At 68.9% G+C, this 12,929-nt stretch carries 15 protein-coding genes; 14 read left to right on the forward strand and 1 reads right to left on the reverse strand.

Annotated features, from left to right (window positions below):
• Positions 1-49 precede the first annotated feature (49 nt).
• The 8 genes from IEW87_RS03155 to IEW87_RS03190 all read left to right on the forward strand — a co-directional run bounded on the left by IEW87_RS03155 (position 50) and on the right by IEW87_RS03190 (position 6,038).
• Positions 50-439 (forward strand): hypothetical protein, encoded by a 390-nt coding sequence (locus tag IEW87_RS03155; protein WP_188710845.1) that lies wholly within the window; start codon positions 50-52, stop codon positions 437-439.
• A 91-nt stretch (positions 440-530) separates the two neighbouring features.
• Positions 531-1,298, forward strand: a complete 768-nt coding sequence (locus tag IEW87_RS03160; protein ID WP_188710846.1) for an IclR family transcriptional regulator — start codon at positions 531-533, stop codon at positions 1,296-1,298.
• Positions 1,299-1,373: 75 nt separating this feature from the next.
• Entirely contained in the window at positions 1,374-2,192 is an 819-nt protein-coding gene (gene pcaH, locus IEW87_RS03165; protein ID WP_188710847.1) for a protocatechuate 3,4-dioxygenase subunit beta, read from the forward strand.
• The gene (gene pcaG / locus IEW87_RS03170; RefSeq protein ID WP_188710848.1) at positions 2,192-2,749 is read left to right on the forward strand and encodes a protocatechuate 3,4-dioxygenase subunit alpha; all 558 of its coding nucleotides are present in this window, start codon (positions 2,192-2,194) and stop codon (positions 2,747-2,749) included. The genes pcaH and pcaG overlap by 1 nt, the downstream gene beginning before the upstream one ends.
• A gap of 55 nt (positions 2,750-2,804) precedes the next feature.
• Positions 2,805-4,088: a lyase family protein gene (locus IEW87_RS03175; RefSeq protein WP_229730886.1), complete on the forward strand. Its 1,284-nt coding sequence runs from the start codon at positions 2,805-2,807 to the stop codon at positions 4,086-4,088.
• 9 nt (positions 4,089-4,097) lie between these two features.
• Positions 4,098-4,880: an alpha/beta fold hydrolase gene (locus IEW87_RS03180; protein WP_188710850.1), complete on the forward strand. Its 783-nt coding sequence runs from the start codon at positions 4,098-4,100 to the stop codon at positions 4,878-4,880.
• Positions 4,877-5,272: a 4-carboxymuconolactone decarboxylase gene (pcaC, locus tag IEW87_RS03185; protein ID WP_188710851.1), complete on the forward strand. Its 396-nt coding sequence runs from the start codon at positions 4,877-4,879 to the stop codon at positions 5,270-5,272. The genes IEW87_RS03180 and pcaC overlap by 4 nt, the downstream gene beginning before the upstream one ends.
• An 85-nt stretch (positions 5,273-5,357) precedes the next feature.
• Positions 5,358-6,038 (forward strand): GNAT family N-acetyltransferase, encoded by a 681-nt coding sequence (locus tag IEW87_RS03190; protein WP_188710852.1) that lies wholly within the window; start codon positions 5,358-5,360, stop codon positions 6,036-6,038.
• A gap of 194 nt (positions 6,039-6,232) precedes the next feature.
• On the opposite strand, the gene IEW87_RS03195 is transcribed toward IEW87_RS03190, so the two are convergent.
• Complete coding sequence (locus tag IEW87_RS03195) at positions 6,233-7,678, reverse strand: MFS transporter (RefSeq protein WP_373285084.1); 1,446 nt, start codon at positions 7,676-7,678, stop codon at positions 6,233-6,235.
• 124 nt (positions 7,679-7,802) lie between these two features.
• Here IEW87_RS03195 and IEW87_RS03200 point away from each other — a divergent pair, with 124 nt between their 5' ends.
• From IEW87_RS03200 to IEW87_RS03225, 6 genes are all read left to right on the forward strand, one after another.
• Positions 7,803-8,198 (forward strand): hypothetical protein, encoded by a 396-nt coding sequence (locus IEW87_RS03200; RefSeq protein ID WP_188710854.1) that lies wholly within the window; start codon positions 7,803-7,805, stop codon positions 8,196-8,198.
• A 27-nt stretch (positions 8,199-8,225) separates the two neighbouring features.
• On the forward strand, positions 8,226-8,495 hold the full coding sequence (locus IEW87_RS03205) for a type II toxin-antitoxin system Phd/YefM family antitoxin (protein ID WP_188710855.1): 270 nt from the start codon (positions 8,226-8,228) through the stop codon (positions 8,493-8,495).
• On the forward strand, positions 8,492-8,881 hold the full coding sequence (locus IEW87_RS03210; protein WP_188710856.1) for a type II toxin-antitoxin system VapC family toxin: 390 nt from the start codon (positions 8,492-8,494) through the stop codon (positions 8,879-8,881). Before IEW87_RS03205 ends, IEW87_RS03210 begins: the two co-directional genes overlap by 4 nt.
• An 80-nt stretch (positions 8,882-8,961) precedes the next feature.
• The gene (locus IEW87_RS03215) at positions 8,962-10,218 is read left to right on the forward strand and encodes a glycosyltransferase (protein WP_188710857.1); all 1,257 of its coding nucleotides are present in this window, start codon (positions 8,962-8,964) and stop codon (positions 10,216-10,218) included.
• A 52-nt stretch (positions 10,219-10,270) separates the two neighbouring features.
• Positions 10,271-10,939: a YdeI/OmpD-associated family protein gene (locus IEW87_RS03220; RefSeq protein WP_188710858.1), complete on the forward strand. Its 669-nt coding sequence runs from the start codon at positions 10,271-10,273 to the stop codon at positions 10,937-10,939.
• 149 nt (positions 10,940-11,088) lie between these two features.
• Entirely contained in the window at positions 11,089-12,474 is a 1,386-nt protein-coding gene (locus IEW87_RS03225) for a glycine--tRNA ligase (RefSeq protein WP_188710859.1), read from the forward strand.
• Positions 12,475-12,929 lie beyond the last annotated feature (455 nt).

Consider the following 12,929-nt stretch of genomic DNA (forward strand, 5'->3'; position numbering starts at 1 on the left):
ACGTGTCGTGCGGGTCGACTACGTGAGCCGCCTGGCGTAACGCGTCGGCGTGCTCTGGGAGATCATTTCCCGTGATGCCCGCGAGCGCGATCAGCGCGAGAAGTTCGTCGACCGCGTCGCGATCCGCCGCTTCCAGGTGGTGGAGGACGGCGAACGCGGGGGCATCCGATATCGCGTGCGGATTGTTGCCATGGTTCGTTTCCACGAGCCAACGCGCTACCGCCCGCGCATCGAACAGATCCTGTTCACCTCTTCTGCGAGCCGGTTCCGGAAACGGGTCGGAGCTTTCGTGCCCGAATCGACGGCGCCACGTAGTGACGACCTGGCGCTTCACGTCGGCGAGGTCGGCGATGCCGGCCAGGCCAATGAGAAGATCGTCGATGGGCATGGGGTGAGCGTATCGAGATGGTCAGACATCGGTGAACGAAATCTTGATTAGACGCCTTATCGCTCATATGCCGCGAACGGCAAGGCGCGGTGTAATCTCTTCGCCGCCGGGTCTCCCACTCACTGGGACGTAAAGTGAGCGCATGGACGACCGTGCCAGCGAGGGGATGCTCGAGCGGAGTATGCGGATCCTGGCGTGCTTCGACGAAGACCACGACGCGCTCACTGCGGTCGAGATCGGCGCGCGGACGGGGCTGTCGTCGTCGACGCTCCACCGGATCCTCGCCCAGATGATCGACCTCGGCATGATGGTGCGCGTCGGGGGACGCCGGTACGCGATCGGGTCGCGCCTGTGGGAACTCGGCGAGCTGTCGCCGCTCGCGCTGCGCCTGCGCGAGCCCGCGCTGCCGCACATGGTGCGGCTGTACGAGGCCACGGGTGAGAACGTCCACCTCGCCGTCCTCGACGGGGAGGGGCCGCGTGCGGCGTCGGCGCTCTACGTGGGCAAGGTCACGGGCCACCAGTCGATCCCGCTGGTCAGCCGCATGGGTGGGCGACACCTGCCCCACGCGGTCGGCGTCGGCAAGGCGATGCTGGCGGCGCACAGCGATGACTGGGTCCGCGAGTACTGCTCCGTTCCGCTGGTGCGCGAGACGACGCGCACGATCACGGATCCGGAGCAGCTGCTCGCCGACATCAGGGTCACGCGCGCCCGCGGCTACGCCCTCGCACGTGAGGAGATGACGCTCGGCAACATCTCCATCGCGGCGCCCCTCGGATCCGTGCCGGGACTGCCGATTGCGGCGATCGGCGTCGTGGTGCACATCGAGCGCGCTGACGAGCGGCGCCTCGCGGCCCTCGTTCGCCAGGCCGCGCACGAACTGACGAGGGAGCTCGTAGACTCCCACTGAGTGGGAATCATCTCGCGCGAATCGCCGATCGCGCGTCACGCTGGAGAACACACCCCGCTGTCGAAGGAGACGCAGATGACAGACACCCCAGGGGCCGCCGCACCTGAATCGCTGCTCGCCGCGCCGGATCAGGTCACGCAGTCCGAGATCACCCAGGAGATCCAGGATCTCCACGCGAGCTACGCCGAGCGCGTGGCGGCGGGCGAGAGCCTTCCGAAGACGATGCGGGACTTCCCGCCGTACCGGTCGAGCATCCTGCGTCACCCGACCAAGGACCCCCGACTCGTCGACCCCGAGACGATCGAGCTGTTCAGCCCCGCCTTCGGGCAGCGCGACGTCGCCGCGATCGAGAGCGACCTCACGCTGCAGCACACCGGCGAGCCGCAGGGCGAGCGGATGACGATCGAGGGCTACGTGAAGGACAGTTGGGGGCGCCCCGTCGCCTCCCAGCTCGTCGAGATCTGGCAGGCCAACGCCGCGGGGCGCTACATCCACCAGCGCGACCAGCACCCGGCGCCGCTGGACCCGAACTTCACGGGAGCTGGCCGCGTCGTCACCGACGCGAACGGGTACTACAAGTTCACGACGATCAAGCCCGGCCCGTACCCGTGGAAGAACCACGTCAACGCGTGGCGCCCCGCGCACATCCACTTCTCGATCTTCGGGTCGGCCTTCACGCAGCGCATCGTGACGCAGTCGTACTTCCCCGGAGATCCGCTGTTCGCCCTCGACCCGATCTACAACACGATCCGCGAACAGGCAGATCGAGACCGACTGATCGCGGCGTACGATCATGACCTGACGGTGCCGGAGTTCTCGATGGGCTACCGGTGGGACATCGTGGTCGACGGGCCCGATGCCACGTGGACCGAATCTGAGGAGGGGGACCACTGATGGCCGAGAAGACCCTGGAGCCCACGGCGGGCCAGACAGTTGGGCCGTTCTTCAAGTTCGGCGTCGAGTTCGACGACATGCACGAGGTGGCCTTCCCGCACAGCCCGGGCGCGATCGTCCTCGGCGGCACCCTCACAGACGGCGACGGCAACGCGATCCCCGACTCGGTGATCGAGATCTTCAGTGCTGACACGGACGGGGCCGTGCCCACCGCACGCGGCACCCTCGCGCGCGACGGCCACTCGTTCACCGGCTTCGGACGCACGTTCACGAACGACGAGGGCCAGTACGAGTTCTGGACGAGGAACCCGGGCGCGACCGACGACGGGAAGCCGCCGTTCTTCGCCGCGATCGTCTACGCGCGCGGTCTGCCGGACAAGCTGCACACCCGCATCTACCTCCCCGAAGCCGTCGAAGCGGGGCAGACGGACGCGCTCCTGTCGTCGCTCAGCGACGACGAACGCGCAACGCTCGTCGCCACGCGCACCGCAGACGGCTACCTGCGTCACGACATGCGCCTGCAGGGCGAGAACGAGACCGTGTTCATTGCCTACTGACGCGCCCTTCGACACCGGCCTGACCTCGCCTGTTTCAGCGGGGCGGGATCAGGCCGTGTCGGACGGTGCCCTTCTCGCCGCGCTCGTCGACGCCGAGGTCGCCCTGACTCGCGCCCTCGTCGAGCGCGGTATCGCCCCCGCCACCGCGGATCCGTCCGCCTTGCGTGAGGTCGAAATCGACCCGGCCGCGCTCGCGCGCGATGCCGTCGCGGGCGGCAACCCCGTGATCCCCCTCGTGAAGGCCCTGCGCGCAGGCGCCCCGGAGTCGCTGCGGGACTGGATCCACACCGGCGCGACGAGCCAGGACATCCTCGACACCGCGCTCATGGTCGTCGCTCGCGATGCCGGGTACGCCGTGCTGAAGGACCTCGTCCGCGTGAACGAGGCGCTCGCCGCGTTCGCCGCTGCCCACCGGGGCACCGTCGCCGCCGCGCGCACGCTCACGCAGCATGCGGTGCCGACGACGATCGGGCTGCGCGCAGCGAACTGGCGTCGCGGCCTCGCCCGTGCGATCGACCGGCTGGACGACGCTCTCGCCCAGCTTCCGGCTCAGCTCGGCGGCGCGGCGGGGACCATGGCGGCCCTCGCGGAGCGCGTGCGCGCGCGCGGCTCCACGGACGATTCTGCAGAACGACGGCAGGAAACCGCGGACGGCGCCGACTCCGACGGACTGTCCCGCGAGCGACCGGACGCTCCCGTACTCGTGCAGGAGGTCCGCCGGGCGTACGCCGCAGCGATCGGCCTGCAGCACACCGACACGCCGTGGCACACGCAGCGCTGGCCGATCACCGAGCTGGGCGACGCCCTGACGCAGGCGATCGATGCGCTCGGCAAGATCGCGACCGACGTGGCGACCGCGTCGCGCACCGAGATCGGCGAGCTCTCCGAGCCCACGGGCGGCGGATCCAGCGCGATGCCCCAGAAGCAGAACCCGACCCGCAGCGTGATGGTCCGCTCGGCCGCGCTTCGCGCGCCGCAGCTGAACGCCACCCTCCATCTCGCGTCAGCGCTCGCCGCGGACGAGCGCCCCGATGGCGCGTGGCACGCGGAGTGGCCGACGCTGCGCGAGTTGCTGCGCCTCGCGCTCGGCAGCGCGTCGCACGCCGCCGACCTCACCGAGGGCTTGCGCGTCGACCGCGACGCCGTGGACCGCACCCTCGCCGCGACCGGCGGGCTCATCGTCTCCGAGCGACTGGCCGTTGCGCTCGGCCGCGAACGCGCGGCAGAGGTGGTCGCCCGCGTCGCCGACGGCGTGCCGATCGCCGACCTCGTCGCCCCGGAGTTGTTGGATCCGGAAGACTACATCGGTCTCTCAGGCCCGTTCACCGATCCCGAATGAAGGAGCATCGTGGCACGTCCGGATCTCGCCGTCACTGAGCCCATCGGCGCCGAGGGCGCGCCCCTCATCGTCCTCGGACCCTCGCTCGGCACCGCGAGCGCGGTGCTCTGGGAGGACGTCGTGCCGATCCTGGCCCAGCGCTTCCGCGTCGTGACCTGGGACCTGCCCGGCCATGGCGCCTCGAAGCCGCCGACCGGGCCGTTCACGGTCGAGGACCTCGCCGATGCCGTGGCGGACGCCGTGCGTTCCCTCGGCGAGCCCGTCTTCGCGGCCGGCGTCTCGCTCGGCGGCGCCGTCACCCAGGCGCTCGCCATTCGTCACGGCGATCTCCTGCGCGCGGTCGCCGTCGTCTGCAGCGGTCCCAACTTCGCCGCCGGGGCCGAGGCCTGGCTCGAGCGCGCGGCCACGGTGCGCGCGCAGGGCACGCCCGTGCTGATCAGCGCGTCCGCGGGCCGCTGGTTCGCTCCGGGATCCATCGCCGCGCGCCCCGACATCACGGGCCGACTGCTGCACACGCTGTCCGACGCCGACGACGAGGGGTACGCCGCGTGTTGTGAGGCGCTCGCGGAGTTCGACGTGCGCGACCAGCTCGGATCCGTCACCCGGCCGATGCTGGTGATGTACGGATCCGACGACACCGCGACGCCGAAGGCAGACTCCGAGGCGATCGCCGCGGCCGTGCCTGACGCGCGCCTTGTCGGGATCGACGACGCGGCGCACCTCGCGCCCGCAGAGAAGCCGGTCGAGGTCGCGACCGAGCTGGTGACGTTCTTCGAAGGGAGCAGCCGATGAGCCGTCCGATGGGTGAGGGAATCACCGATGCCGAGCGCTATGACAACGGCATGGTCGTGCGCCGTGAGGTGCTGAGCGACGAGCACGTCGACCGTGCCACCGCGAACCAGACGCCGCTGACGGAGGAGTTCCAGGACTTCATCTCGCGCTATGCGTGGGGCGAGATCTGGACGCGCCCCGGCCTGGAGCGACGCATGCGGTCCGCGGTCGTCATCACGGCCCTCATCGCCCACGGTCACAACGAGGAGCTGGCGATGCATCTCCGCGCGGCGCTGCGCAACGGCCTCACGGTGGACGAGGTCAAGGAGATTATCCTGCAGTCCGCGATCTACTGCGGAGTCCCATCCGCCAACACCGCGTTCCGCATCGCGCAGGAGGTCTACGGCGAGTAGGGCCGTGGTCGGTGAGCGATGGCGGGTCGGGCGCCCGGTGAGCGACGACAACGCAGCGAGGAACGCGGCGGACTACGCTGGGGGCATGCGCGAGATTCGTGAGCTGGACACTGTCGAACTGATTCTCGAGGCGCAGGGGGTGCTCGACGCGATCCGTGGACCCGAGCGGGTTGTGGACGCCGGCACGCTGCGCGCTCTGCAGCAGTCGGGCAACTACGCCGTCGGGTTCTTCGACGAGGGCCGCATGGTCGGCGCCTCGGTGGCGTTCTTCGGCGAGCCCTCGAGCCGATCGATGCACTCGCACATCACTGCGCTGCTGCCGGAGTTCCGTGGCCGCGGCTGGGGCCGCGAACTTAAGGAGCACCAGCGTCAGTGGGCGCTCTCACGCGGCGTCGGCAACGTGACGTGGACATTCGATCCGCTCATCGCCCGCAACGCCCACTTCTTCCTCACGGTGCTGGGCGCGAAGGTCACGGGCTACGCCGTGAACCAGTACGGAATCTTCGGCGGCGGTGACGCGGGCGACGAGAGCGACCGCCTCGACGTCAAGTGGGCGCTCGCCGACATCGCGAAGCATCCGCAGAACGGCGACGTCGTCGAGACGCTCTCGATTCCGCGCGATGTCGAGCAGATGCGTCGCGAGGATCCCGCCGAGGCCCATTCGTGGCGCATGAAGTTGCGACGCGAGATGGCGGTGCTCACGAACCGCGGGCTCAAGATCGGCGGCTTCGAGGCCGACCGCGGCTACATGTTCGTCGCGAAGTAGTGCTCAGCGCCGGGAAGTAACGCGCCGCACCGCGAGGCACCGCTCCCGTTTGGGTCGCCACACTTTGCACTCCCGCACGTGCTTTCGTCGCAATCTCTGGCGACCCATTCGTCGGCCAGGCAATGGGTCGCCAGAGATTGCAGGTTGACGCGCCGAATCGGTGCAATGTGTGGCGACCCAGCAGGGGGATGCGCTCAGCGCCGCGGCATCGAGGTGTATTCCTCATCGGCGCGTGCGCGCGGGATGAAGAACGTCAGGACGAGCGCGACGAGCGCCGCGGCGATGGCGATCCAGAAGCAGGTCGCGAACGCTGCCGCTGTGGGGACGCCGACGCCGTTGCGCGGAACGCTCATGGCGGCGAGGACGCCGCCCATCACGGCGGCGGCGCTCGAGGTTCCGACCGAGCGGAAGAGCGCGTTGAGCCCGTTCGAGACGCCCGTCTCGTTGGCGGGGACGGATCGCATGATGATGATCGGCATCGCCGCGAACGAGAAGGCGATGCCGACGCCGATGAGGCAGTTCGCGATGACGATGTGCCAGACCTCGGACGACCAGAGCAGCACGAAGGCATAGGCGATGACGATCGCGATGGTGCCGAGCATGAACAGCACACGCGGCCCGAGCAGGCGCTCCAGACGACCCGACAGCGGAGCGAGGCTCATCATGATCAGGCCCGACGGCATGATGCACAGCGCCGCCTCCATCAGCGAGAGGCCGAACCCCACCCCGGTGTCGGCCGGCAGTTCGAGGAGCTGTGGGAACGAGATGTTGGATCCGAACAGCGCGAACCCCATGCCGATCGCCGCGACGTTGGTGATGAGGACGGCGGGGCGGGCGGCGACGCGCAGGTCGACGAGTGGTTCGTCGACGCGAAGCTGATACCAGCCCCACACGAGCAGGGCGATGACGCCCCCGGCCACGGAGCTGAGGGCCATCGGAGACAACCACCCCCAGTCGGCCCCCCGCGAGACGTAGAGCAGGAGCCCGGAGAGGCCGATCGCGAGGCCGACGGCGCCGACGACGTCGATCCGCCCCGGATACAGGATCGTGTCGATCGGCACGACGATCCAGACCGCCACGAAGCCGATGACGCCGAGCGCGAGCGACATCCAGAACAGCATGTGCCAGTCGTAGTTCTCGGCGACGAAGGCGGACATGGGCAGGCCGACCGCGCCGCCGACGCCCATCGTGGCGCTCATAAACGCGATCGCCGTGCTGAGCCGGGCGGGAGGGAGGACGTCCCGCATGACGGCGATGCCGAGCGGGATGACACCGGAGGCGATCCCTTGCAGACCGCGGCCGATGATGATGCCGATGATCGACTGCGACAGGGCCGCGATGAGCGACCCGAGGATGAGCGCGCACAGCAGGATGAGAATCACGCGCCGCTTGCCGAACATGTCGCCCAGACGCCCGGAGATGGGGGTGGCGACGGCGGCGACGAGGAGCGTGATCGTGACGACCCATGTGGTGTCTTCGCGTGACGCGTTCAGCAGGTGCGGCAGTTCGGCCTGCAACGGCACGACGAGCGTGTACATGAACGCGGAGCTCAGACCATTGAAGGCGAGCGCGGCGACGATCGCCCACCCGGGTGCGCGACGGGTGAGCCGCTTGCGGGAACTCTCACCGTCGTCGTTCACCATCTGAGCCTATCGAACGCGGCGGAGCGGGCGTCCATTCCGTGCGCGGTACATAACGCGAGATCGCCGTCATACTCGGTCTCGACCCTGTTGCTGCGACGGGCGTCTCGCGTACCGTGGCGCCATGACGATCGCCGACGACTGGATCCCGCACCGCCGCGCCTCCGATCGCGAACTCGTGGGGTGGATCCGCCCCGTCGGCGACGTCTGGCAGGCGATGTCGTTGTTCGCGCAGCCCATCACGGATCCGGTCGACTGGGACGTCGCCGAGGACGCGCTCGAGAACGCGAGCCTCGCGTGGATGGCCGAGCCGTGGATCCTCGTACGCGACGGACAGCCGATTCGCGTGCGTCTGACCGAGTTCCGCCCGGACATCGACGGATCCCCGGGAAGAGTCGTCGTGAAGACCGACGACTTCGGCGCGATCGACGTTCCGTACGAGCTGATCGCGTTGCCATGGCCGCCGCCCGCTGAGCTGCGGCCGCTGACCGAGGCGGATCGCGTGGCGCCCTGGCGATAATGCCTTAGCTAGGCTAGACTAGAAAACATGCCGGCGACGGAGGCGACCACGCAGGTCAACATGCACGAGGCGAAAACGCAGCTCTCGGCGCTCGTCGAACGTGTGCTCCAGGGCGAGACCGTGACGATCGCGCGCGCCGGAACGCCTGTCGTTGACCTCGTTGTGCATCGTCCGAAGAAGGTGATCTTCGGGCTCGGCAAAGGGGAGTTCGAGTTCGATCAGGAGGCTTTCGAGGCCGCCGACGAAGAGATCCGGCAGCTCTTTGACATCGACAACGGGCGAGACGACGAGTTGTGATCCTCCTCGATACCAACGCGCTGCTGTGGATGTATCTCGACGATCGGCGCCTCGGGGCGGAGGCGCGCGAACGCATCGCGAACGACAGCCCGATCTTCTATTCGGCGGTATCCGTCGCCGAGATCACGATCAAGAACGCCCTGGGGAAGCTTCCGCGCCCGGGCGGCGACCGATTTCCCGGGGTGTTCGGCGAGATGGGGCTGTCCGAAATGCCGCTCAACTCGCGCCAGGCGGCATCGATGCAGGAGGTCCCGGGCCTCGACGGGCACGATCCCTTCGACCGGCTCCTCGCCGCGCAGGCGTACGACAACCGCTGCACGCTGATCACGGCCGACCGAGCGCTGTTGACGCTGGGGCTCCGCTGGATCCGCGACGCGCGCGTGTGAGGCGCCGCAGTCGCGACAGGGAGGGGCCGCGGGGTCAAGAGACCGCGACGTCCCGGGGATGATCGGCGTACGCTCGCCTCATGCGCGCGCTGATCATGACCTTCGGTACTCGCGGTGACATCCAGCCGTACGCCGCTCTCGCGGGCGCGCTGTCCCGATCCGGGCACGACGTGACGCTCGCGATTCCGGACGAAATGAGCGATCTCGTGCCGGAGGCCGGGTCCGGGAGAATCGACGTCGCCCCGGCCGGATCCGCCATGCTGCGCACCGTGCAGGAACTCCTCCCGGAGATGTCGGGGGTGCGCGACGCGTCACGAAGCCTGCGAATCATGCGCGACGCGATGCGTCAGCACCTTGACGAGACCCGGCGTGCTGCCGAGGCGACATCGCCCGACATTATCGTGTATCACCCGAAGTGCCTCGGGGGTCCGCATCTGGCGGAGATGCTCGGAGTTCCCGGCGTGCTGTCGCTCCCGCTGCCGTTCTATACGCCGACGGGCGAGTTCCCGGCGCCGCTCTTCGGCGGCGCGTCCTTCGGGCGCCGCGGAAACCGCGCCACCTATGCCGTCGGACGGGCGTCGTCCGTCATGTACGCGGGCATGATCAGAGACTTCCGCCGCCAACTCGGGCTCGCCGGCGACTTCGGACGCTTCACGAATCCGCTGGTGAACCCCGACGGCACCGCCGTTCACGTTCTGTACCCCTACAGCCGTCACGTCGTCCCTGTACCTGCGGACTATCCGCCCACGGCGCACGTCACCGGATACTGGTTCCTCGACGCGCCCGACAGCCATCTCTCCGAGGACGTGCAGCACTTCCTCGATGCGGGGGATGCTCCCGTCTACGTCGGTTTCGGATCCATGGGGTTCGGAAAGGGCGCGGAACAGCGTCGCGACGCCGTTCTCGAGGCGTTCGCGCGCACCGGATTGCGCGGCATCGTCGCCACTGGCTGGGGCGGGATCGCGCCCGGCGACGCACCGAGCGACGACGTGCTGATGATCGAGGGTGCGCCGCACGAGGTCCTGTTCCCTCGCTGCTCAGCCGTTGTGCATCACGGCGGCGCGGGATCCACGGCCGCGGGGCTGCGCGCTGGGAAGCCGAGCCTCGTCGTCCCCTTCCTCGGCGATCAGCCGTTCTGGGGATCCCGGGTGCATGCGCTCGGCGCGGGGCCATCACCCGTGCCACCCAAGCGTCTGGCCCGCGACTTCGCCGACCGGCTCGCGCAACTCGTCGGCGCTCCGAACTACGCACGTCGGGCGATCGAGGTGGGAGACAGGATCCGTACGGAGGACGGTCTCGCAGAAGGTGTGCGCGTGCTCGAGCGGCTCGCGGAGTGACCGGGGCCGGTGACCGGTCACGAATGTCGGGGGTCTGTGCCATCCTCGTGCCATGACCGCGAACGAACCCGGCACCCCTGGCGGCACCGCCGAGAGGCCCGCGATCTTCTTCCGCGACGCGGCGGAGTTCCGCGCGTGGCTCGAGCGACACCACGAGACGGAACCCGAGCTCTGGATGGGCTTCTACCGCGCCCATGTCGGTGACCGAGGCCTGAGCTGGGCCGATGCCGTTCCCGAGGCGCTGTGCTTCGGGTGGATCGACTCCCTCTCGCAGCCCATCGACGACGACTCGCGGCGCCAGCGGTGGACGCCGCGGAAGGCGCGCAGCACGTGGTCACGTGTGAACATCGAGCACGTCGAGCGGCTGATGGCCGAGGGCCGCATGCACCCCGCGGGCGTTGCGGCGTTCGAGCGGCGCACGGACGCGCGATCCGGCACATACTCGCACGAGAATCCGGAAGCCGAGTTGACGCCCGAGCTGCAGGCGATCATCGAGGCGTCTCCGGGCACCGTCGCATTCCTCGCGGAGGCGACGCCGGGGTATCGCAAGGCCGTGCGCCATTGGATCATGTCCGCGAAGCAGGAGACCACGCGCGAGCGCCGCACGCGCCAGCTCGTCGACGACTCCAAGGCAGGGCGACTGGTGCCGCCGCAGCGCCCGGGCCGAACCCCGGCGTGGTTGGATCGCGCGACGGCCGCAGCGCGGCGCGCCGAAAGCTGACGCAAACGCGCACGGCCTGAGACGGGCGGAGCCGATCCTGCAGGCGAGGACGCTCACCGATCCACCCAGCCGCCCTCAGTAGGATTGTGGGGCATCCGCGCGTGCCCGTCTGGCCGCGCGACACACCCCGTACGACCATTGGAGCCACCGTGGCCGAGCAGTCCCGCCTCGACAAAGTCATCGCCCTCGCCCGTCATCGCGGGTTCGTGTTCCAAGCGGGTGAGATCTACGGCGGATCCCGGTCGGCGTGGGACTACGGCCCTCTCGGTACCGAGCTGAAGGAGAACATCCGTCGGCAGTGGTGGCAGACCTTCGTGCGCGGTCGCGGCGACATGGTCGGCCTCGACAGCTCGATCATCCTGCCGAGCAAGGTCTGGGAGGCGTCGGGCCACGTCGCGACGTTCACGGATCCGCTCGTCGAGTGCCTGCAGTGCCACAAGCGCCACCGCGAGGATCACCTCCTCGAGGCGTTCGAGGAGAAGAAGGGCCGCGCGCCCGAGAACGGCATGGCCGACATCGCGTGCCCGGACTGCGGCACGCGCGGCAAGTGGACCGAACCGAAGTCGTTCTCCGGCCTCATCAAGACCTACCTCGGTGTGGTCGACGACGAGTCGGGCCTCAACTACCTGCGCCCGGAGACCGCGCAGGGCATCTTCACGAACTTCGCGAACGTCGTCACGGCCGCTCGCAAGAAGCCGCCGTTCGGCATCGGCCAGATCGGCAAGGCCTTCCGCAACGAGATCACGCCGGGCAACTTCATCTTCCGCACCCGCGAGTTCGAGCAGATGGAGATCGAGTTCTTCGTCGCACCGGACGATGCCGGCGAATGGTTCGACCACTGGGTCGAGGCGTGCTGGAACTGGTTCGTCGACCTCGGCGTGAACCCCGACAACATGCGCCGCTTCGACGTTCCAGAAGACGAGCGCGCGCACTACTCGGAGCGGACCATCGACTTCGAGTACGACTTCGGCTTCGCCGGCAAGGGCTGGGGCGAGCTGATGGGCGTCGCCAACCGCACCGACTTCGACCTGTCGAACCACATTGAGCAGTCGGGTGCGAATCTGCACTTCTTCGACCAGGCGTCGGGTGAGAAGTACGTGCCGTACGTGATCGAACCGTCGTTCGGGCTCACTCGCTCGATGATGGCCTTCCTCGTCGACGCGTACGTCGAGGAGGAGGTGGCGAACGCCAAGGGCGGCACCGACACGCGAACCGTGCTGAAGCTGGATCCGCGTCTCGCGCCCACGAAGGTCGCCGTGCTGCCGCTGAGCCGCAACGAGAAGCTCTCGCCGCTCGCACGCAAGGTCGCCGACGACCTCCGTGGATCCTGGAACGTCGACTTCGACGACGCCGGCGCGATTGGTCGTCGCTACCGTCGCCAGGATGAGATCGGCACGCCGCTCTGCGTCACGGTCGACTTCGACAGCCTCGACGACGACGCCGTCACCGTGCGTGACCGCGACACGATGGGTCAGGAGCGCGTCCCGCTCGAGGGTCTGTACGGCTACCTCGCCGAGCGCCTCCGCGGCGCGTAAGCGAGTACGCGAAAGGGTCCGGGGAATCTCGTCCCCGGACCCTTTCGCGCGCCTCGGAAGGTGATTTCGCCCGGCGAAGGTGCGGATCCGCTGTCGGCTCCGTCGGGAGGAGGATGCTCCGCCCGACGCTCCCCGCGCGCTTCCGGCGTCGCCGCGTGTCGCCCCTAACCTGGCCGCATGCATCACGACCAGCTCCCGCTCTCGGTCGTCGTGGCGGAGGGCATGATCAGGGAGCAGTTCCCGCAGCTCGCAGACGAACGCATCGTCCCGTTGGCCACGTCGGCGACGACGAACGACATCTACCGGGTGGGCGACGACCTCGCCGTACGCTTCCGGATGCAGAGTGGCGACGCGAACCCGCATCGCCGCGATGCGGAGAGAGCGCCCTCGGCCGCAGCACGATCGACCGCATCCTCTCCGCGCCCGAACTCGGCGTGTGACCGCGCCGGGCGGCG

The organism is Microbacterium faecale (genome assembly GCF_014640975.1).
In the GTDB taxonomy this organism is placed as follows: Bacteria; Actinomycetota; Actinomycetes; order Actinomycetales; family Microbacteriaceae; genus Microbacterium; species Microbacterium faecale.

Excerpts from the sequence above, each read along its gene's own strand:
- pcaG (WP_188710848.1), top strand. The coding sequence starts at position 2,192 with ATGGCCGAGAAGACCCTGGAGCCCACGGCGGGCCAGACAGTTGGGCCG.
- IEW87_RS03205 (WP_188710855.1), top strand. The coding sequence starts at position 8,226 with ATGCCGGCGACGGAGGCGACCACGCAGGTCAACATGCACGAGGCGAAA.
- IEW87_RS03220 (WP_188710858.1), top strand. The coding sequence starts at position 10,271 with ATGACCGCGAACGAACCCGGCACCCCTGGCGGCACCGCCGAGAGGCCC.
- IEW87_RS03160 (WP_188710846.1), top strand. The coding sequence starts at position 531 with ATGGACGACCGTGCCAGCGAGGGGATGCTCGAGCGGAGTATGCGGATC.
- IEW87_RS03215 (WP_188710857.1), top strand. The coding sequence starts at position 8,962 with ATGCGCGCGCTGATCATGACCTTCGGTACTCGCGGTGACATCCAGCCG.
- pcaH (WP_188710847.1), top strand. The coding sequence starts at position 1,374 with ATGACAGACACCCCAGGGGCCGCCGCACCTGAATCGCTGCTCGCCGCG.
- pcaC (WP_188710851.1), top strand. The coding sequence starts at position 4,877 with ATGAGCCGTCCGATGGGTGAGGGAATCACCGATGCCGAGCGCTATGAC.
- IEW87_RS03200 (WP_188710854.1), top strand. The coding sequence starts at position 7,803 with ATGACGATCGCCGACGACTGGATCCCGCACCGCCGCGCCTCCGATCGC.
- IEW87_RS03190 (WP_188710852.1), top strand. The coding sequence starts at position 5,358 with ATGCGCGAGATTCGTGAGCTGGACACTGTCGAACTGATTCTCGAGGCG.